Raw genomic sequence first — 21,131 nt, 5'->3', positions numbered from 1 at the left:
ACACACCGCTATCGGGGGCAAGCCCCCTCCCACATTGGATCTGTGTTGTTCTTAGGGTTTTGCCATTACTGCAATGAACAGCGGCGACTCCAAGAAGCGCTCCAACCAAGCCTGCAACCGCTGATACGACGTACCGGCGAACCACACTCGATCCACATGGGCAAACTGACGCACAAACGGCGCCAGTGCAGCATCCGCCAGGGTCAGGTGGTTTGCCAGCAGGTAATCCCGCTCGGCCAACAACCCCTCCAGCTTTTGCAAAAACACCTCACCCTCGGCCCGATAGTGCTCCATCGGCTGCTCCGGATAGCGTTCGGCGTACTTGTATCGATTCAAGTGATGTTTGAAGCCGTGATCGTTCTCGGCAATCAACGCCAGCACCGCGGGGTCACCTTGCAGCAACCAATCGTCCGGATCGTGCTGGGCCAACGCCCACTGCATGATCTCCAGGCTTTCCTCAATCACTCGCCCCTCAACACTCAGCACTGGCACCGTGCCCTTGGGCGACAGCGCCAGCATCTCGGCTGGCTTGGCCTTGAGGCTCACTTCGACGATATGCACTGGCACGCCTGAATAGCGCAACGCCAGCCGTGCGCGCATTGCATACGGGCAGCGCCGGAACGAATAGAGCAGCGCTTCGCTCACTTGACCTCCAACGTACTCAAGCCATTGCCCTGGCGCTTGACCTGGATCTGTACCGGGATGCGCTCGTGCATTTCCTGCACGTGGGAAATCACCGCCACCTTACGGCCCTGGGCCTGCAAACCGTCCAGGGCGTCCATGGCCAATTGCAGCGACTCCGGATCCAGGCTGCCGAAACCTTCGTCGATAAACAGCGATTCGATCTTCAACGTGCTGGAGGCCATCGACGCCAGGCCCAAGGCCAATGCCAGCGACACCAGGAACGTCTCGCCGCCGGACAGCGAATGCACCGAGCGCAGTTCGTCGCCCATCTCCGTGTCCATGACCAGCAGCCCCAGCATGCTGCCGCCGCGCTTGAGGCGGTAGCGCCGCACCAGTTGGCGCAATTGCACGTTGGCGTGGTGCACCAGCAGGTCGAGGTTGTAGGCCTGGGCGATCTTGCGGAAGGTGTCACCGGTGGCCGAACCGATCAGCGCATTGAGACGCGCCCAGCGCTGCCACTCGTCGTAGGCCTTGGTGATCTGCTCGGCGAGGGCATGGTTGGCGTCCTGGCGGCGCTGGTCTTCGGACTGGCGTGCGCGCAGTTCGGCAACGTGTTTTTCGCCGTCGGCCAATTGCTGGTTGAGCGTGGCCAGAGTGCTGTCCAATGCCTCGGCTTCGAGGTTGCCATTGTGCAAGGCCTGGTGCTCGGCCAGGCGTTGCTCACGTTCTTGCAGCAGGACCTTGGCTTGTTCGACGGCCTTCTCGCTGTGTTGCAGTTGCTGGCGCAGCGCGCTGATCTGCGTGTCATCGAAGGCCAGCAGGCGGGTGAGGCCGTCATCGTCCAATTCGGGATGCAGGGCGCGCCACTCACGGATGCGTGTGTCGAGGCTCAGTTGCTCGGTGTGCAGCGCGTGCTGGCGCTCCTGCCGGGCCTTGAGGTCAGCTGCCAGCTGGATCAGCGCATTGCGCGTGTCCTGCAACTGCTGGCTGGCATCGACCTCGCTTTGGCGGGATTGAGTCACCGCCTGATCGAGGTGTTGCTGCCACTGTTCGGCGCTGGTGTGTTCGCCGAGCAAGGCGCTGAGTTTGTCCTGGGCGGCCTGTTGCTGGGTCGCCAGTTCGCTGACTTGCACACGCAACGCGTCCAGTTGCTGCTGGCGATGCTGCTGGTGGGTCTGCTGTTTCTCGATGGCTTGCTGGCGCTCCTGTTGCTCGGCCAGTTCGTCACGTTGATACCCCAGTTGCTCAAGACGCTGGCTGACCTGTTGGTCCAATAGCAGGAAGGTCGCCGCCGCTTCGTGGCGCAAGCCGTCGAGGGTCTCGGCGGGCAACAGGCTGGCGAAGGCATTGAGTTCTTCGTCCAGGCGCTCGCGGTCGTTGGACAGTTCGCGTTGCTGGTCCACCAGCAATTGCCGCGCCTGCTGGCTGGCGTCCTGGGCGGCTTGCAGTTGTTGCTGCAAGCGCCCGGCGTTTTGTTGCAGGTTGAGCAGGGCGCCCTGGCGTTGTTCGTCCTGGGTGATGCTCTGGGTCAGTTGGCCGAGCTGCTGGGCCAGCCAGTCGCTGCGCTTGGCCGCTTCCTGATTGAACAAGGAGGCGGACAGCGGATGTGCATCGAGGCTCGGGGCCAGCGCCTGCTGTTGCGCGGCCAGTTGTTCCTGCTGTTGCAGGAACTCCTTTTGCTGGGCAATCAGTCCGCCGACTTCACCCCGCAGCTCGGTGAGTTTTTCCTTGAGGGTGTCGACGGCTTTCTGCACCGTCGCCTCTTCGGTGTCGTCATGGCGACCAAGGCTTTGCAGCAAGGCCTCGGGCTGGTGATACGGGTGTTCATGGCTGCCGCACACCGGACATGGTTGATCGTCCTGTAACTGTTCACGCAACTCTTCGACGCTCGCGCTGCGGGCCAAACGCTGGCGTTCCAGCAGTTGCTTGGTCACCGTCAGGGTTTGTTCGGCGACGGCCAGTTCGGCCTTGGTTTGCAGACCGGTCTGGTTGAGTGTGTCCCGTTGCCGCTGGGCATCGGCCAGCTTTTGCGTGAGGGCGGCGGCGTGTTGATCGAGTTGGCGCTGGTTGTCCCACAGGCGCGTCAGGTCTTCGAAGGCGCGTTGCTGCTTGCGATTGTCTTGCAGCAGACTCGCCAGCAACTGGATCTGCTCGGCGACGGCATGGGGTTCGGCGCCGGCTTCCTGGTACAGCAAATCCAGGGCGTCGCGTTGCTGGGTGAAACGTTCGGCGGCAGCGGTGGAGCGTTCCTCCAACTGCGGCAGTTCGGCCTGGCCTTTGTTCAGGCGATTGCCGATCAGCATCAGCTGTTGCAGGCGCTCGCGGTAAACAGTCCAGGCATCACTCAACGGGGCGAGGGCGGCGCTGCGTTCAAGGCTGGTGGCCAAGCGTTGCAAGCGTTCGGCGACCTGGGTTTGTTTTTCCAGCAAGCCATTGAGCAGGGCCTGGCCTTCGGTGCACGCGTTGGCGTGTTGTGTTTGGTCCTCGGTGCGCTTGGCCAGATCCTTGGTCAAGTGGGCGAGGGTGCTTTGCTCGTCGAACGCCTGGCGCAGCAAAGGCGCGGCCTCACTTTGCTGTTTCAGCGCTTCGGCCAGGGCGGTGTGTGCACTGGCTTGCTGTTGCTGGGCCTGTTCCTGGCGAGTGTTCAGCGCAGCTTGTTGCTCAATGTGCTGTTGAATCTGCTCGGCCAAGGGCGACAGAAGACTGATCAGTTCTGCCTGGCGGGCGAAGTGGTGACGTTGCGGCGCCAACTGTTCCAGGCGGCTCACGTCCTGGCGTTGCGGGCCCTGGCTGTCCCAGTCGGCTTGGGCACGCTGGAGTTGTTCGGTGGCGCTGAGCTGGCGCTCTTGCCATTCGCGCAGTTCCTTTAGCCAGGTGTGCTGCAACTCCAATTGCTTGAGTTGGGCTTGTTGTGTCTTGAGCTGTTGCTGGGCTTCGTTGAATTGTTGGTCCAGTTCAACGCGTGCCTCCGGGGCCAGGGGGACGACGCCGGTGGCCTGGTCTTGCAGCTGTTTGTGCGCGTCCTTGGCGTCCTTGGCCTTGTCGAACGCACGGCGGCCGAGCTGGGTGTACAGCGCGGTGTCGGTGAGCTTTTCCAGCAGCTCGCTGCGTTCGTTGTCGTTGGCCTTGAGGAAGGCGCTGAACTCGCTCTGGGCCAGCAGCACCGCACGGGTGAACTGTTCGAAGTTCAAGCCGAGGGCCAGTTCCAGCTGGGTCTTGTATTCGGTTTTCTGGCTGGCCAGCAGTTGATCGCTGTCGAGGTCGATCAGGCTTTGCCGACTGTTCTGCAACTTGCCGCTGGCCTTGTCGCGGGCGCGGTTGGCTTCCCAGCGTGCGCGGTAGCGACGGCCGCTGACGCCGACAAAGTCCACTTCGGCATAACCGCCGCCGGTGCCACGGCGCAGCAAGGTACGCGGGTCACCGATGGAAATATCGCTGTCGGCGTCAGGCATTTTCGCTTGGCCGGTATCGCCCAGGCGCGGCACGGCCCCGAACAGCGCCAGGCACAAGGCGTCCAGCAGGGTACTTTTACCGGCGCCGGTAGGGCCGGTGATCGCGAACAGACCGGCGCTGGCCAAAGGCTCGGCAGTAAAGTCGATTTCGAACGGGCCGGCCAGGGAGGCGAGGTTTTTCAGGCGGATGGCGAGGATCTTCATGGCTGTTCGTCCTCCTGTTGCACTTCCTGGAGCAGCACGGCGAAGTCCTTCAAGGTCTGTTCATCCACTTCGCTGCCGTAGCTGTCCTGCCAGGCGCGGCTGAACAGTTCTTGGGGGGTGAGCTGGTCGAGTTCGATGAGGCGCTCGTCATTGTCGTCTTCACGGCTGCCGGTGCCTGCGTATTCGGCCGCGATGCGCACCAGGCGCACGGCCTTGCCTTGCAGGGCGGCTTCGATCTGCTGGCGCAGGTCGGGTTGCGGTTCGTCGAGACGCACGCGCACTTCCAGCCAGGGGTGGCGCTGGGTTTCGGCGAGCAGGTCGACGTCCGGCAGTTCGGCCAGCGCGGCGAGGATATCGGCCAGGGGCGCGGCCTCCAGGCGTTGCAGGTCGACCGAGCGCGGAATCAGCAGCGGCTCGATACCGACCAGCCGTTCGCCCTGGAACAGCACGTCGAGCACCTGGTGCTTGTAGCCGATCTCGGAAAACGACAGCGGAATGGGCGAGCCGCTGTAGCGAATGCGCTCTTCGCCATTGACCTTTTGCGGTTTGTGCAAATGGCCGAGGGCGACATAGGCGACACTTCGGTCGAACAGGCTGGCGGGCAGCGCCTCGGCATTGCCGATGATCAGGCTGCGCTCGGAGTCTTCCGACACCGAGCCGCCGGCCATATGCGCATGGCTGATGGCAATCAGCGCCTGGCCGCGTTTACGTTTGGCGTTAGCGGCTGCGATCAGTTGCTCATGCACCTGGCCGATACCCCGCAGGTAATCGTCGCCCAACTGGGCACCGGTGACTTCCGCCGGGCGTAAAAACGGCAGCGCCAGGCACCAACCGGCGATCTTGCCTTTGGCATCCGGCAGCGGGATCAGCAGGCGTTCGGCATCCAACTGGCCGTCGTCCAGCCACAGCACGCGGCCCAGGGCATGGGTGTGCAAACGGCGCATCAACGGTGCGGGCAGCTCAATGCGTGAACCGGAATCGTGGTTGCCGGCGATCATCACAATGGTCAGCTTGGGGTTTTGTTCGTGGGCGCTGATGATGAAGTCATACAGCCGCTCCTGGGCCTTGAGCGGCGGGTTGACCGTGTCGAAGATATCGCCGGCGATCAGCAACACATCCGGGGCGTGTTCCTTTAATTGGCCCAGCAGCCAGTGGAGGAAACCGGCGTGTTCGTAATCGCGTTCCTGGCCATGCAGGTTTTGGCCGAGGTGCCAGTCGGAGGTGTGAAACAGACGCAAGGCGAACTCCGTGGAGAAGATGAAAAGGAGGGGAGTTTACCCGGAATGGACACACATAGCCCCAGGCGACGCAGATCAAAATGTGGGAGGGGCGGTGCGACGATTCGACTTGCCCCCGATAGCAGTGTGTCAGCGAGTACATCTATAACTGACCCACCGCCATCGGGGGCAAGCCCCCTCCCACAGGGTTTTATAGTGCTTGTGAGCGTGCGTTATGCCTGGGGTTGCAGGCAGTCCAGGGCGCGGCTGGACAAGGTGCTGGCCATGTCGATCAGGTGGGCGGTGGTGAGGGCTTTGTCACGCTGGGTGCCGGCTGGGTTTGGAGCCATTCTTTTGCCGATCTCACACGTCAAAAGGTGGCAGCTATGTGCGGGGTGAGATACCGGATTAGTAGGAGCACTCGGCCAGACCGAAGTCTGCCCGCGTACAGCCGCCCTATGTGGGAGGGGGCTTGCCCCCGATAGCGGTGTGTCAGCAAGTGAATTTATAACTGACCCGCCGCCATCGGGGGCAAGTCGAATCGTCGCACCGCCCCTCCCACAGGGTTTTGTGGTGTGTGGGAAGTAGCGTTATTTGGGATACAGCGGCGGCAGGCTGGTGGTGTCGGTGGCCGGGTCGAGTTCGCGTTCGGCCATGGGGATGGATTTGACCGCCCGCCACAGGTCTTCGCCCAGCCAGTATTGGCCGGTTTCGCTGTACAGCGCGCCGTTCAGCTCATCCAGTGCATCGGACAAGGGGATATACCGCGCGGCCATGTCCGCGAGGGTTTCCGGCTGTTGCCGCGCCCAGGCGTCGAGGGCCTGGCGGGTGGCCTGGGGGTCGTTGGCCTGGGTGGCGCGCTTGAGGTCGTCGAGCAACGTACGCGGGCTCGGGCCGGTTTGGGCGGCGCGCAGCACGGCGGGTTGCCAGCGTGCACGCCACCACAGGCCGAACCCCAGCAATGTGGTGCAGGCCAGGAGTAGGGTGCTCAGTTGCCACAGCCACAGGCGGCTGTCGTCGGGGGCGGTGATGACGGTCGGCGTGGCGGGGGTGTCCACCACCAGGCTCGGGTTGGTCACTACTTGCAGGGTGCGGGCCGGGAGGCTGGTGCGTTCCAGGTGGTCCTCGTGGGTGTTCCACCACACCACTTCCACGGCAGGCAGTTCCACCGCACCGGCGCGGTTGGGCACCAGGGCTTCGCGGTCTTCACGGCTGCCGGTGAGGCCGCGGTCATTGGTTTGGTTGCCCAGTACGGGTTGGTCCGGGTAGCGGCGCAGGCCGTTGATTTCCGCGCTAGGCAAGGCCGGCAGTTGCGCGCTGGAGAGGCCTTCGGCCTTGACCGTGAGGCTGCGGGTCAGGGAATCGCCGACCTGCACATGCTCAGGCTCCGGGTTCCAGCTTTCGGTAAGGGTCAGGCTGCGCGCCGGCAGCCACGCGGCGTCGGCGGGATACACCGCCGGCTTGGGCTTGACGGTCAACGGCAGTTGCGCCGAACTCACGTGGATCAATTTGCCGGGCTTGGTGCCTTGCAGGGTGTTGTCCTGGGCCGGACGGGGTTCCACCAGTGTCGCGCTGAAGGTTTGCGCGGGGATCTCCAGGGTGCCGCTGTGCTGCGGGTAAATCGCGTAGCGAGTTTCGATCACGCCGTGGCGAATGCTGTTGATCACCTTCTCGTAGGTGCGCGATTCGCCCAGTTGCTCGACCCGCGCATCGGCAATCTGCAACGGCGTGAGGCTGCTGTCGTCATACAGCGACACCGAGTGGTACACCCGCACGGTCAACAGCGCCTGGGCCTGCACGTACACGCCGGTCTGGTCGAGGTTGGCTTCGATAAACACCGGTGCCAGTTCCGCGTTGGTGTTCTGGCTGGTGGTCTCGACCACTTGCAGGCTGATGGGTTGGGTCTTGTAGTCACCCACTTGCAGGGGGGGGATGACGACCGTGCCGTTTTCCTTGGGCAGCAGGGTGATGATCCAGCGTGTGGTCGCGTGGTTATCGCCGCCCAGAGTGGTGAGCTGGTTGATCTGCCGGGTGCCGCTGACTTCGAATTGCGCGTCCAGCGGTGACAGGTCCGGCTTGCCGAACAGTGTCACGTCGTTGGATTCCACCGTCAGCTCTACCGTTTCCCCGGAATTGAGGCGGCTGCGGTCAACGCTGGCGACCAGGTTCGCCGCCTGGGCGTGACCGGCCGACAACGCGAGCAAGAGCAGTAAAGTGGTGCGGCGGCTCATCGAGTCTTGTCCTGATGTTGTTGCTGTTCGTACCAGAATTTGCGGCGCAGCAGTTCGCCGGGGTTGTCCGGGATCTCCCGCAGCCATTGTTCCAGGGCCTGGCGGTGTTCGCCGTCGAGGCTGGCATCGCTGGGGCGCAGGGGCGGGGTAGTGGTTTGCTCGTCTCCCAGTTCACTGCCCGGTACGTCATTGCTGCCGTTTGGCGAGGTCGCACCTGTTTGAGCAGTGCCGGTGTCGGCCTGGCCTTGTCCTTGGGACGATTGCTCACCTGCCTGGGTGCTTTGCCCGCTGGCGCCCGGTTGCGCAGTTTGGCCGGGTTGGGTGGTTTCGTCATCCTCGTTTTTTGCCGGTGTGTCCGGCTCGGACTGGGCCTGCTCCTGCTCTTGTAGCAAGGTTTCCAGCAGGGCCTTGTTTTTCAGGGCCGGTTGCAAGTCTGGCTGGGCCTCCAAGGCCTGTTCGTAGGCATCAATGGCCGCCTCCAGCTCACCTGATTTGGCCAGGGCGTTACCCCGGTTGTAGTGAGCATAGGCGTCATCACCCTCGGCGAAGCGCTTGATGGCTTCGGCGTAGTTGCCCGCTTCGTAAAGCGCTACACCTTGCCATTGCGGGTCCTGGAAGTGCTCGGCGGCTTCGGCGGGGCGTTTTTGCTTGAGCAGGTACTGGCCCTGTTGATCGGGGCGCAGCCACAAGTCCTGGAATTCAAAGGCATAGCTGGATTGTGGCGCGCCCAGCAGCAACAACGGCAAGCAAAACAGCCAGCCCCGGCGACCCGCGCATGCGGCAAGCAATAATAAGGGCAGCAGCAGCCAGTAGCCTTGGTCGGCCCAGGTATCCAGGTGCAGCAGTTGCCCGTCGTTGCGCATGGATTGCGGGGGATCCAGCACACCGAGCTGGCGCAGGTCCTTGTCGTCCAGGCGCGCGGCACGGTAGCGACCGCCCATTTCACTGGCGAAGGCCTTGAGCGTCGGGCTGTCGAGGCGCGGCACCAGGATCGCGCCTTGCTCGTCCTTGAGAAACTCGCCGCTTTCCTGGGTCACTGGCGTGCCTTCACGGCTGCCGATACCGAGGATCGACAAGGCCGGTGATTGCGCACTTTGGAGCAACAGGCGAATGCCCTGGCGTTCCTGCTTGGACAGGGAAGAGCCGATCAACAGCAGGCGGCCTTGACCGAGGCCGCCTTGCTTGAGCAAGCCCAGGGCTTTCTCCACCGCCAGGTCGGCGCGATGGCCGGGCTCGGGCATGATCGACGGGCGCAGCGCTTCCAACAGGTTGCGGCTGGTGCCCAAATCATCCGAGAGCGGCACCAGGGTGTGGGCGCTGCCGGCATACACGACGATGGCGGTTTGCGCGTCACTGCGTGCTTGCAGCAAGTCATACAACTTGCGCCGCGCTTGCTCCAGGCGATTGGGCGGGCTGTCGGTGGCGAGCATTTCCGGCGTCAGCTCCAGCAGTACCACCAGCGGGTCGGAGGGCTTTTGGCTGGACTGCTCGACCCGTTGCCAGCTCGGACCCAACAGGGCGAGCACGGCCAGCAGCCAGGCGATCCCCAGCACCACCCACGGCGATTTGCTTTCGCGGCCATTGCCACCACTGAGCAACACGGCATGGAAGGCTGGCGGCAGGATCACCTGCCAGCGTCCGGCGCGTTTTTGCCGGTGCCACAGCTGCCACAGCAACCAGCCCAGCAGGGGCAGCAGCAACAACCACCAGGGACGGAACCAATGCGGCCACAGGTCGATCATCGACGCCTCCGCAAACGCAGGCGTTGCAGGCGCTGGCGCCATTCGGGGTGCTGTTGCAGGAAGATGCCCTTGCTGGTCCATTTGTCGAAGGTGCGTTGCAGCGCGTTATTCGGCCAGCGTTCCTGGATCACCAGCAGCATGCTCAAAATCAGCGCCAGGGCCAGTGGCGCGCTGTACAACGCCTGAGCTGGCCGTGCGCGGGTGGGTTGCTGCTCGACCGGCTCAAGTTTGTCGAGGGTTTGCTTGATGGTTTGCAGCTCTTCACCGTCGCGTGCACGGAAGTATTGCCCGCCGGTGGCCTCGGCAATTGCCTTGAGCGCCGGCTCGTCCAGGTCCAGGCTCGGGTTGACACCCAGTATGCCCAGGGAGCCGGTTTGTTCCGGGTCGGCGCCGATGCCGATCGGGTAGATCTTCACGCCTTCTTCGGCGGCCAGGCGCGCAGCAGTGAGTGGGTCGATCTGCCCGGCATTGTTGGCGCCATCGGTCACCAGGATAAGCACGCGGCTTTGCGCCGGACGCTGACGCAGGCGCTTGAGGGCCAGGCCGATGGCGTCGCCGATGGCGGTATTCTTGCCGGCGATGCCGATGCGCGCCTCGTCCAGCCAGGTGCGCACAGTGCGGCGGTCGAAGGTCAGCGGGGCTTGCAAGTAGGCCTGGCTGCCGAAGAGGATCAGGCCGACGCGGTCGCCTTCGCGGCTTTCGAGGAAGTCGCCGAGCAGGTGCTGCACCAGGCTCAGGCGGCTGACGTCTTCGTCTTGCCAGTGCATGTCGGGGAAGTCCATGGAGCCGGACACGTCCACGGCCACCAGCAAATCACGGCCACTGGCGGCAATCGGCAACGGTTCGCCCAGCCATTCGGGGCGTGCGGCGGCGGTCAACAGCAGCAGCCACAGCACCACGAAGGGCGCTTGCTGGCGCCAACCCGGCAGGTTGACGCGGGCACGGCGGCGCGCCAGGCCCTCGAGCTCATTGAGGTAGCTGACTTTCAGCGCCGGCTCGCCGCTATCGGCGGCTGGCAGCAGCAGGCGCATCAGCCAGGGCAACGGCAGCAGGGCGAAGATCCACGGCCAGGCGAACTCAAACATGTTTGCGAATCCAGGTGTCGACGGCTTGGGTCAGGCCGGCGATGGCCTTGTCGTCGAGTTTGCATTCGGGTTTGTAGGCGCCTTCCACCAGCACCATCCAGCGCGTGAGGCCGGCGGCGGGGCAGCGGTTATCGAGGAACGCCAGCCATTTGCGACCGTTGAGGGTGTGGCTCTGGCTGTAGGGGTAGTCGTTGCGGCACAGGCGTTTGAGCAGGCCGTTGAGTTGCTGCAGCCAGGCACCGGCAGGCGCGCCGTCATAGGGCTTGGGCATCAGCGCCAGTTCCGCCAGGGCGGCGATGCGCAGCGGGTCCAGCGGTTGCTCGGCGCGGGCCAATGGGCGGCGTACGGGCAAGAAACGGCGCAGTGACCACAGGCCCCAACCCAGCAGCGGGATCAGCAGCAACAACAGCCACCAGCCGGGCGCAGGTGGCCAGAAGCCGATGGCGGGCGGGGCGATCAGCGGTTGCAGTTGATCGAGGCTGCTCATTGCTTTTTAACCGGGCGTTGCGGGTTGAGGTACTCGCGCAGTTGCTCGACCATTTCGCTCTGGGTACTCAAGGGCATCAGCAATACCCGCAGTTTCTGCGCGAGCAATTCCCAGCGGGCGATGCGCGCTTCGGCCTGGGCTTTGTAGGCCTGGCGTAAATCGTAGTTCAAGGTGTCCAGTTCGAGTTGCGCACCACGTTCGGCAAAGCGCAGCAGCCCGGCGGCAGGCAGGGCGTGGTCGAGAGGGTCCGAGACAGGCAACAGCAGCAGGTCGCAGTGGCGTGACAGCAGGCTCAGTTGCTGTTCGGCGCCTTCGGTCAGTGCGCGTTCGTCGCAGATCACAATCACCAGGCTGCCGGGGCGCAGCACTTCGCGGCCACGGCGCAGGGCCATGCCGAGGGCGTCAGCTTCCGGGCGGCTTTCGGTGTTCAGGCTCTGGTTGACCCGTACCAGGCGGTTGAGCAATTGCAGCAGGCTTTGCTTGCTGCGTCGGGGTTTGATCTCGTAGTGCTCGCTGTCGCCGAATACCAGGCCGCCGACGCGGTCGTTATGCCCCAGCGCGGCCCAGCCAATCAGGCTCGCCGCCTGGGCCGCCAGTACCGACTTGAACATTTGCCCCGAGCCGAAAAACAGCCGGCAGCTTTGCTCGACCATGATGAAGATCGGCCGTTCGCGTTCTTCATGGAACAGTTTGGTGTGGGGTTCCTGGGTGCGAGCGGTCACGCGCCAGTCGATGGTGCGCACGTCGTCACCGGCCTGGTATACGCGCACCTGGTCGAAGTCCACACCGCGCCCGCGCAGCTTGGAGTGGTGCAGGCCGATCAGCGGGCTGCGCTGGCTGGGCGTGGAAAACAACTGCACTTCACGCACGCGATGGCGCATCTCGATCAATTCGCTGAGGCTGACGCGGATGCCATCGCTTGCGTTCATGGGGCTCAAGCGACGGCAACGACGTCGAGAATGCGCTGCACCACACGGTCCTGGTCGATGCCGGCGGCTTCTGCTTCGAACGACAGGATGATGCGATGGCGCAGCACGTCGAACAGCACCGCCTGGATGTCTTCCGGGCTTACAAAGTCGCGACCGGCCAACCAGGCATGGGCGCGGGCACAGCGGTCGAGGGCGATGGAGCCGCGCGGGCTCGCGCCATAGGCGATCCACTCGGCCATTTCCGGGTCGAACTTGGCCGGCGTGCGCGTGGCCATGACCAGTTGCACCAGGTATTCCTCCACGGCGTCGGCCATGTACAGGCCGAGGATTTCCTTGCGCGCGGCGAAGATCGCTTGCTGGCTGACGCGGCGCTCGGGCTTGGTTTCGCCGTTGAGCGCTTCACCACGGGCCTGTTGCAGGATGCGCCGCTCGACGGCAGCGTCCGGGAAGCCGATTTTGACGTGCATCAGGAACCGGTCGAGCTGGGCTTCGGGCAGCGGGTAGGTGCCTTCCTGCTCGATGGGGTTTTGCGTGGCCATCACCAGGAACAGGGGCGACAGGTCGTAAGTGCTGCGCCCCACGCTGACCTGGCGCTCGGCCATCGCTTCCAGCAGCGCCGATTGCACCTTGGCCGGGGCACGGTTGATTTCGTCCGCCAGCACCAGGTTGTGGAAGATCGGCCCTTGTTGGAAGACGAAGCTGCCGGTTTCCGGACGATAGATCTCGGTGCCGGTGATATCGGCGGGCAACAGGTCGGGGGTGAACTGGATGCGATGGAACTGCGCCTCGATGCCTTCGGCCAGCTCTTTGATGGCTTTGGTCTTGGCCAGCCCCGGCGCGCCTTCCACCAGCATATGGCCGTCGGCGAGCAGGGCGATCAGCAGGCGATCGATGAGTTTTTCCTGGCCGAGAATCTGCGAAGAAAGAAAGGTTCGCAGCGCGAGCAGCGCTTCACGATGTTCCATCGATGACGGTTCCTGGAAAGATAAGCGCGGGCATCGTGGGAAATGCCTGGACTGGGGCGCCTACTTTAATGCATCGAGGGGGCTGGCGACTAACGGCTTTTCGCGCAAAGTGCCGGGACTTGCACCCGGTCAGCCTTTGCGCGAGGGAGGATGGGGCGATTTGCCGCGACTACGGGCACGCGACACCGAGCTGCCATTCCTTGCCCCATTGGGCTGAGTTGATGTCGGGTGGCTTGTTGATATTCCAGAAGTTCTGTTTGTAGACCTTGCCGTTGTAGGCCACTTGCTCGGCGTAAGTCGAATAGGTTTTGGTGGCGCTCCATGGGGGGATATTGCCGCAGTTGCCGGGCGCCGGGGCTGTGATATTGACCAACTGGCTGGCGGTTGCCGTGCGGTTGGTGGCATCAGTGACCCTCAACGTAATGCTGCGCGGGCCAGCCGTCGCCGGGGCAGTAAAGCTTGGCGCAACCTGTGCCGAGGATGCCGGGGTAAAGTCCGGCGCTGTCCATGCATAGCGCAGGTCGTTGCCCGCAGAGGTGCTGGCGGACAGGGCCAGTGACTTGCCGATCTCTACGGTATTGGCGCCGGTAATCCTGGCTTCGGGCGGCGGCGTTGCCTGGCGTGGGCGGATGGTGATGACTTCGGTGGGGGTTTGCAGGGTGTCGACGCCGTCGCTGACGCGCACATTGACCGTCGCTCGCACCTCGCTGGTCACCGGTGCAGCGGTTAACGTCACTGCGGGGGTATTGCCGGCGGAGCCAAGTAAAGATGCTGAGCGTGCCCATGCATAGCTCAATGGCTTGCCGGTCGAACTGCGGGCCTCGACCCGAACCGGCACCGGGTCACCGGCGACGACGGTATCCGGTGCGGCCAGGGTGGCGGTGATCGGTGGGGCCTTGACTGTGATGTGTTCGGTCAGGACGGTGCGGTGTTTACCGTCAAAGATTTCAACGGTGATCGGCGTTGGGGTGTCACTGTCCACGGTTTTTGCGCTGAACGTCATCTGTGGATCAGTGCCTGTCTGGGGCGTGAATGCTTGCGCGTCCCAGCGATAAGTCAGCGGCTTGTTGGACGGTGACTCTGCGTAGACCCGAGCACTGAATGTACTTCCCGACCCCGTCGTGTCGGGGATTGCCAGGCGCCCGGTGGGTGGTTGACCCACATGGTCGGCGAGCAATTTGTTGATCGCCGCTTTCAAGTCGGGCTGGACGCCGATCTCGGTGCTATTGCCGTTGATTTGTGGATAGCCCGTCTTGACCAGGATCTCGCGCAGCGCCTTGGGCGGGATGGGGCCAAGGCCATGGGCAAATGCCACGCCCTGCAGGGCAGCGACAACGCCCGCAATGATCGGGTTGGCTGCGGAGGTGCCGCTGAATGTCTGGGTATAGGCAGTGCTCGGGTTTTGTGGGGTATAGCTTGTGCTTGTGACGTCATTGCCCCAACTGAATAGATCAACACGGCTGCCATATTCTGAAAACCCAGCCCTCAGCCCCGTCTTCGGGTCGACGGCCCCTGCGTAGATGCCGCCCGAGTCGAATACATTGCGATTGTAGAAGTCCTTGAAGTAAGGGGCGTCTAAATCGATGTTTCCGTTGGCCGCGGCGATCACCACATGAATGCCTTTTTCCTCCGTCATATAAGCAATGGTGTCGCGTACAACTGGGTTGGATTCAACCGGCAGGAAGCAGTCATTTGCACATCCTATTTGCGGGATTGCGCCGCTGCGATAATGCACGCCAATTTGTACCACGTTGCCCGGCTTTAAAAGCCCGGCTAACTGGATCAGGCGGTCTTGTCCCCAGTCCATGAAGCCGAGTTCTGTCTCCGGCACGATCCCGGTCGTACCAAAGCCATTTTCCCGCGAAGCGATTATGCCCGCGCTTGCCGTGTCATGAGAACCGACCGTCGCCGGGTTAGTCGGGTGCTGGATTTCCAGGTAGGGCTGTATAAGGTCGCGGTGGCTGTAGGACCAGTGATCGATTTCCGAGGAGATCACCTGCATGCCCTGACCTTTGCCACCGGGTATGTTCCAGGCCTCAACGGCGTTGACGCCACCGATCTTGTAGGGGGCGACGGGTGCCTGGCTGAGGAGATAATGTTGCCGACCCGTATAGTCAGGGATGTTTCGCGCTGACGGCTGCCCTATCGCTATGCCGTTGTCGCCATGCATGCCATCGACGATGGGTTCAAATTGAACGTCTTCAACGCCGGGGTCGGCTTTAAGTTGCGCGGCTAATGCCTGAGCCTGTGCCAGGCTCATCGAGCGGGTATCGACGGTGTAGTAACGATCCAGCCGATGGCGTTGCAGTGCCTGCAAGTCCATTGGGCTACGCGTCATTGAAGCAGGGATCAACGGCTGCAGGCCTGGCGCCAACCGCTTGAGGTTGGTGAGCGGGGTGATGTTGTTCGACGGGTTATTTTGCCCCTCGGGTTTGAGTAGCACCGTCAGGGTCGTGTAGCCAGGCGGCGCAGACAGGGCAGGTAGAGGAAATAAAACCACCCATAAAAACGCGATGCTCAAGGAATGGCTCATCGGTTTCATGTTGATACCTGGGTAATTGATCTTACGGCTGGTTTTTCAATCATCAGCAAAGGCGCAATTACCCATTCTGCATACTGTTAGAAATAACAGTACGGACGAACGGTCGATGTTCAGGCCCGACTATAAGTACCGGTGCCCTTGAGGATGTTTTGCAGGGTCTCCTCGACTTCGGCCAAGTCTGACGCGGCGGTGTTGTGCGTGATCTCCAAATGATCCTTGCCACCCAACGCGTCGGCATCCCCGGCGGCCAGTTCCACGCTCAGGGTCGTGTCGCTCAGGGTGATCTTCAGGCCATCGAGGGTCGAGGGCTCGTAGTCCCAGGTCAGTTCGACTTCGTCTTCATCCGGGTAACGGGTGAGCATGAACATCTCGCCGTTCTTGCCGTGGCAGCAGAGCATGGCCATGTTGTCTTCTTCGTCGTCGCACGGGGTGACCATCAGGGCGTCGGTTTTCAGTTGCAGCATGGGGAGTCCTGTCTTGGAGAGGGTGAAACGCGACAATTGTGCCACTGTGACGAATTTTATGCTTCATTCTCTGTCAGAGGCGGTGCATGACCTTGCACCCTGAATCGGTCATTTTTAGCACTCGCGGGAGAGAAAATAGCTGGTTTACGTACTTGAAAATACGGGTTGCCCAAGTTGCAACCCTACGCCTGCGTACCGATGACCGAATATGTCGCAGCACCGCAAGCAGCTGGCTTCCCACACTCGTTAAGCTGCCCAGCGCTACCATCAATAACAAGCCCAAGCGGAGTACCACAGATGGCGTTCTTCACCGCAGCCAGCAAGGCCGACTTCCAGCATCAACTGCAAGCGGCACTGGCGCAGCACATCAGTGAACAGGCACTGCCACAAGTGGCGCTGTTCGCTGAACAATTCTTCGGCATCATTTCCCTGGACGAGCTGACCCAGCGTCGCCTCTCCGACCTGGCCGGTTGCACCCTCTCTGCGTGGCGCCTGCTTGAGCGCTTTGACCACACCCAACCGCAAGTGCGGGTCTACAACCCCGATTACGAACGTCATGGCTGGCAGTCGACCCACACCGCCGTCGAAGTGCTGCACCATGACCTGCCGTTCCTGGTGGACTCGGTCCGCACCGAGCTGAACCGTCGCGGCTACAGCATCCACACCCTGCAAACCACCGTGCTCAGCGTCCGCCGTGGCGCCAAGGGCGAGCTGCTGGAGATCCTGCCCAAAGGCACCCAGGGCGAAGGTATCCTGCAAGAATCGCTGATGTACCTGGAAATCGACCGTTGCGCCAACGCCGCCGAACTGAACGTGCTGAGCAAAGAGCTGGAGCAGGTGCTGGGCGAAGTGCGCGTGGCCGTGGCCGACTTCGAGCCGATGAAAGCCAAGGTCCAGGACCTGCTGGCGGGTATCGATGCGAGCAAATTTGCCATCGACGGCGAAGAAAAAGCCGAGATCAAGAACTTCCTGGAATGGCTGGTGGGCAACCACTTCACCTTCCTCGGCTATGAAGAATTCGTGGTCCGTGACGATAACGAAGGCGGTCATATCGAATATGACGCCAAGTCGTTCCTCGGCCTGACCAAACTGCTGCGCGCCGGCCTGACGGCCGACGACCTGCGTATCGAAGATTACGCCGTGGCGTACCTGCGTGAACCGACCGTGTTGTCGTTTGCCAAGGCTGCGCACCCGAGCCGCGTACACCGCCCGGCTTACCCGGACTATGTGTCGATCCGTGAGATCAGCGCCGACGGCAAGGTCATCAAGGAGCATCGCTTCATGGGTCTGTACACCTCGTCGGTGTACGGCGAGAGCGTGCGCGTGATTCCTTACATCCGCCGCAAGGTGGCCGAGATCGAACGTCGCTCGGGCTTCCAGGCCAAGGCGCACTTGGGCAAGGAGCTTGCCCAGGTTGTTGAAGTGCTGCCTCGCGACGATCTGTTCCAGACCCCGGTGGACGAGCTGTTCAGCACCGTGATGTCTATCGTGCAGATCCAGGAACGCAACAAGATCCGCGTGTTCCTGCGCAAAGACCCGTACGGTCGTTTCTGCTACTGCCTGGCCTACGTGCCGCGTGACATCTATTCCACCGAAGTGCGCCAGAAGATCCAGCAAGTGCTGATGGATCGCCTGAAAGCCTCGGACTGTGAATTCTGGACGTTCTTCTCCGAGTCCGTGCTGGCCCGTGTGCAGTTGATTTTGCGGGTCGACCCGAAAAACCGCATCGATATCGACCCATTGCAACTGGAAAAAGAAGTGGTGCAGGCCTGCCGCAGCTGGCAGGACGACTACTCCAGCCTTGTGATTGAAAGCTTCGGCGAAGCCCAGGGCACCAATGTGCTGGCCGACTTCCCGAAAGGCTTCCCAGCGGGTTACCGCGAGCGTTTTGCTGCGCATTCGGCCGTGGTTGACATGCAACACCTCAACAGCCTGAGCGAAGCCAACCCGCTGGTGATGAGCTTTTACCAGCCGCTGGGCCAGGTCTCCGGCCAGCGTGAGCTGCATTGCAAGCTCTACCACGCTGACACCCCGCTGGCGCTGTCCGACGTGCTGCCGATCCTGGAAAACCTCGGCCTGCGTGTGCTCGGTGAGTTCCCGTACCGCCTGCGTCACGCCAATGGCCGAGAGTTCTGGATCCATGACTTTGCGTTCATCGCCGCCGAAGGCGTGAACCTGGATATCCAGCAGCTCAACGACACCCTGCAGGACGCGTTTGTGCACATCGTGCATGGCGACGCCGAAAACGATGCGTTCAACCGCCTCGTGCTGACTGCTGGCCTGCCGTGGCGCGATGTGGCGCTGCTGCGTGCCTACGCCCGCTACCTGAAACAGATCCGCCTGGGCTTCGACCTGGGCTACATCGCCAGCACCCTGAACAACCACACCGACATCGCCCGAGAGTTGACCCGGTTGTTCAAGACTCGCTTCTACCTGGCGCGCAAGCTCACCGCCGACGACCTGGAAGACAAGCAGCAACGCCTGGAGCAAGCGATTCTTACTGCGCTGGACGATGTTCAGGTGCTCAACGAAGACCGCATCCTGCGTCGCTACCTGGACCTGATCAAGGCCACCCTGCGCACCAACTTCTACCAGACCGACGCCAACGGCCAGAACAAGTCGTACTTCAGCTTCAAGTTCGATCCGCGTGCGATCCCTGAGCTGCCCAAGCCGGTGCCGAAGTTTGAAATCTTCGTGTACTCGCCGCGTGTCGAAGGCGTGCACCTGCGTTTCGGCAACGTGGCCCGTGGTGGCCTGCGTTGGTCCGACCGTGAAGAAGACTTCCGTACCGAAGTGCTTGGACTGGTGAAAGCCCAGCAAGTGAAGAACTCGGTCATCGTACCGGTGGGTGCGAAGGGCGGCTTCCTGCCGCGTCGCCTGCCACTGGGCGGCACCCGCGACGAGATTGCGGCCGAGGGCATCGCTTGCTACCGCATCTTCATTTCCGGTCTGTTGGACATCACCGACAACCTGAAAGACGGCGCCCTGGTGCCACCGGCCAACGTCGTGCGGCATGACGACGATGACCCGTACCTGGTGGTGGCCGCGGACAAGGGCACTGCGACCTTCTCCGACATCGCCAACGGTATCGCCATCGACTACGGCTTCTGGCTGGGCGATGCGTTCGCCTCCGGTGGTTCCGCCGGTTACGACCACAAGAAAATGGGCATCACCGCCAAGGGCGCGTGGGTCGGTGTGCAGCGTCACTTCCGTGAGCGCGGCATCAATGTGCAGGAAGACAGCATCACCGTGGTCGGCGTCGGCGATATGGCCGGTGACGTGTTCGGTAACGGCCTGTTGATGTCCGACAAGCTGCAATTGGTCGCGGCGTTCAACCACCTGCATATCTTTATCGATCCAAACCCGAACCCGGCCACCAGCTTCGTCGAGCGCCAGCGCATGTTCGAGTTGCCGCGTTCGGCCTGGACCGACTACGACACCAGCATCATGTCCGAAGGCGGCGGTATCTTCTCGCGCAGCGCGAAGAGCATTGCCATCTCGCCACAGATGAAAGAACGCTTCGACATCTCGGCCGACAAGCTGACCCCGACTGAACTGCTGAACGCCTTGCTCAAGGCGCCGGTTGACCTGTTGTGGAACGGCGGTATCGGTACTTACGTCAAGGCCAGCAGCGAGAGCCATGCCGACGTGGGCGACAAGGCCAACGACGCGTTGCGCGTCAACGGCAACGAGCTGCGCTGCAAGGTGGTGGGCGAGGGCGGTAACCTCGGCATGACCCAACTGGGGCGTGTGGAGTTCGGCCTCAATGGCGGCGGCTCCAACACCGACTTTATCGACAACGCCGGTGGCGTGGACTGCTCCGACCACGAAGTGAACATCAAGATCCTGCTCAACGAAGTGGTGCAGGCCGGTGACATGACCGACAAGCAACGCAACCAGTTGCTGGCGAGCATGACCGACGAAGTCGGCAACCTGGTGTTGGGCAACAACTACAAGCAAACCCAGGCCCTGTCCCTGGCGGCGCGCCGTGCCTACGAGCGTGCGGCCGAGTACAAGCGCCTGATGAGCGATCTGGAAGGCCGTGGCAAGCTGGACCGCGCCATCGAGTACCTGCCGACCGAGGAGCAGCTCACCGAGCGCGCCGCGACCGGCAAGGGCCTGACCCGTCCGGAGCTGTCGGTGCTGATCTCCTACAGCAAGATCGACCTCAAGGAAGCGTTGCTCAAGTCCCTGGTGCCGGATGACGACTACCTGACCCGTGACATGGAGACCGCGTTCCCACCGAGTCTGGTGGCCAAGTTCGGCGAGGCGATGCGTCGTCACCGCCTCAAGCGCGAGATCGTCAGCACCCAGATCGCCAACGATCTGGTCAACCACATGGGCATCACCTTCGTTCAACGACTCAAAGAGTCCACCGGCATGAGCCCGGCGAACGTGGCGGGCGCCTACGTGATCGTGCGCGACATCTTCCACCTCCCGCACTGGTTCCGTCAGATTGAAGCCCTAGACCACCAGGTTTCCGCTGACGTGCAGTTGGAGCTGATGGACGAGCTGATGCGCCTGGGCCGCCGTGCTACACGCTGGTTCCTGCGCAGCCGTCGCAACGAGCAGGACGCCGGTCGCGACACCGCACACTTCGGTCCGCACCTGGCGGCGCTGGGCCTCAAGCTCGACGAACTGCTGGAAGGCCCGACCCGCGAAGGCTGGCAGAACCGCTACGGCAAATACACCGAAGCCGGTGTGCCGGAGTTGTTGGCGCGCATGGTGGCAGGTACGACTCACCTGTACACCTTGCTGCCGATCATCGAAGCCGCCGACGTCACCGGGCATGACGCCGCCGAAGTGGCCAAGGCCTACTTCGCCGTCGGCAGCGCCCTGGACTTGCCGTGGTACCTGCAGCAGATCAGTGATCTGCCAGTGGCCAACAACTGGCAGGCCCAGGCCCGTGAAGCATTCCGCGACGATGTGGACTGGCAGCAGCGTGCGATCACCATCTCCGTCCTGCAAATGGCCGACGCGCCACAAGACATGGAAGCCCGCGTGGCCCTGTGGCTTGAGCAGCACAAGGACATGGCCGATCGTTGGGTGGCGATGATGGTGGAAATTCGTGCTGCCGTCGGCACGGACTACGCCATGTATGCAGTGGCCAACCGGGAGTTGCTGGATTTGGCGTTGAGTGGGCAGTCGGTGCTGTAACGACAGCTTTTGGCGTTAAAACAACAAGCCCC

12 protein-coding genes are annotated in these 21,131 nt (G+C 62.5%); 1 reads left to right on the top strand and 11 read right to left on the bottom strand.

Annotated features, from left to right (window positions below; all coding sequences use genetic code 11):
• Positions 1-51: 51 nt before the first annotated feature.
• The 11 genes from DYL61_RS22080 to DYL61_RS22025 form a co-directional block, all read right to left on the bottom strand.
• Entirely contained in the window at positions 52-645 is a 594-nt protein-coding gene (locus tag DYL61_RS22080; protein ID WP_135310085.1) for a glutathione S-transferase, read from the bottom strand.
• Positions 642-4,280: an AAA family ATPase gene (locus DYL61_RS22075; protein ID WP_135310084.1), complete on the bottom strand. Its 3,639-nt coding sequence runs from the start codon at positions 4,278-4,280 to the stop codon at positions 642-644. Before DYL61_RS22075 ends, DYL61_RS22080 begins: the two co-directional genes overlap by 4 nt.
• The gene (locus tag DYL61_RS22070) at positions 4,277-5,518 is read right to left on the bottom strand and encodes an exonuclease SbcCD subunit D C-terminal domain-containing protein (RefSeq protein WP_135310083.1); all 1,242 of its coding nucleotides are present in this window, start codon (positions 5,516-5,518) and stop codon (positions 4,277-4,279) included. Before DYL61_RS22070 ends, DYL61_RS22075 begins: the two co-directional genes overlap by 4 nt.
• Before the next feature lie 569 nt (positions 5,519-6,087).
• Positions 6,088-7,728: a BatD family protein gene (locus DYL61_RS22060; protein WP_135310082.1), complete on the bottom strand. Its 1,641-nt coding sequence runs from the start codon at positions 7,726-7,728 to the stop codon at positions 6,088-6,090.
• Entirely contained in the window at positions 7,725-9,470 is a 1,746-nt protein-coding gene (locus tag DYL61_RS22055; RefSeq protein WP_135310081.1) for a tetratricopeptide repeat protein, read from the bottom strand. Before DYL61_RS22055 ends, DYL61_RS22060 begins: the two co-directional genes overlap by 4 nt.
• Positions 9,467-10,555 carry a vWA domain-containing protein gene (locus DYL61_RS22050; protein WP_135310080.1) on the bottom strand — a complete coding sequence of 363 codons (1,089 nt, stop codon included), beginning with the start codon at positions 10,553-10,555 and terminating at the stop codon, positions 9,467-9,469. Before DYL61_RS22050 ends, DYL61_RS22055 begins: the two co-directional genes overlap by 4 nt.
• Positions 10,548-11,042: a DUF4381 domain-containing protein gene (locus DYL61_RS22045; protein WP_105698904.1), complete on the bottom strand. Its 495-nt coding sequence runs from the start codon at positions 11,040-11,042 to the stop codon at positions 10,548-10,550. Before DYL61_RS22045 ends, DYL61_RS22050 begins: the two co-directional genes overlap by 8 nt.
• Entirely contained in the window at positions 11,039-11,971 is a 933-nt protein-coding gene (locus DYL61_RS22040; RefSeq protein ID WP_105698905.1) for a DUF58 domain-containing protein, read from the bottom strand. Before DYL61_RS22040 ends, DYL61_RS22045 begins: the two co-directional genes overlap by 4 nt.
• 5 nt (positions 11,972-11,976) lie before the next feature.
• Positions 11,977-12,936, bottom strand: coding sequence for an AAA family ATPase (locus tag DYL61_RS22035; protein WP_135310079.1), 960 nt, complete (start codon positions 12,934-12,936; stop codon positions 11,977-11,979).
• Between the two features lie 169 nt (positions 12,937-13,105).
• A complete protein-coding gene (locus DYL61_RS22030; protein WP_135310078.1) occupies positions 13,106-15,478 on the bottom strand; it encodes a S8 family peptidase in 2,373 nt (790 codons plus the stop codon).
• 110 nt (positions 15,479-15,588) lie between these two features.
• Positions 15,589-15,942, bottom strand: a complete 354-nt coding sequence (locus DYL61_RS22025) for a hypothetical protein (protein WP_135310077.1) — start codon at positions 15,940-15,942, stop codon at positions 15,589-15,591.
• 297 nt (positions 15,943-16,239) lie between these two features.
• Between DYL61_RS22025 and DYL61_RS22020 the strand changes: the two genes are divergently transcribed.
• Positions 16,240-21,099 carry an NAD-glutamate dehydrogenase gene (locus DYL61_RS22020; protein WP_135310076.1) on the top strand — a complete coding sequence of 1,620 codons (4,860 nt, stop codon included), beginning with the start codon at positions 16,240-16,242 and terminating at the stop codon, positions 21,097-21,099.
• Positions 21,100-21,131 lie beyond the last annotated feature (32 nt).

The sequence above is a fragment of the Pseudomonas nabeulensis genome (assembly GCF_004682045.1).
Taxonomy (GTDB): domain Bacteria; phylum Pseudomonadota; class Gammaproteobacteria; order Pseudomonadales; family Pseudomonadaceae; genus Aquipseudomonas; species Aquipseudomonas nabeulensis.
This window is presented reverse-complemented; position numbering and strand designations above follow the sequence as displayed.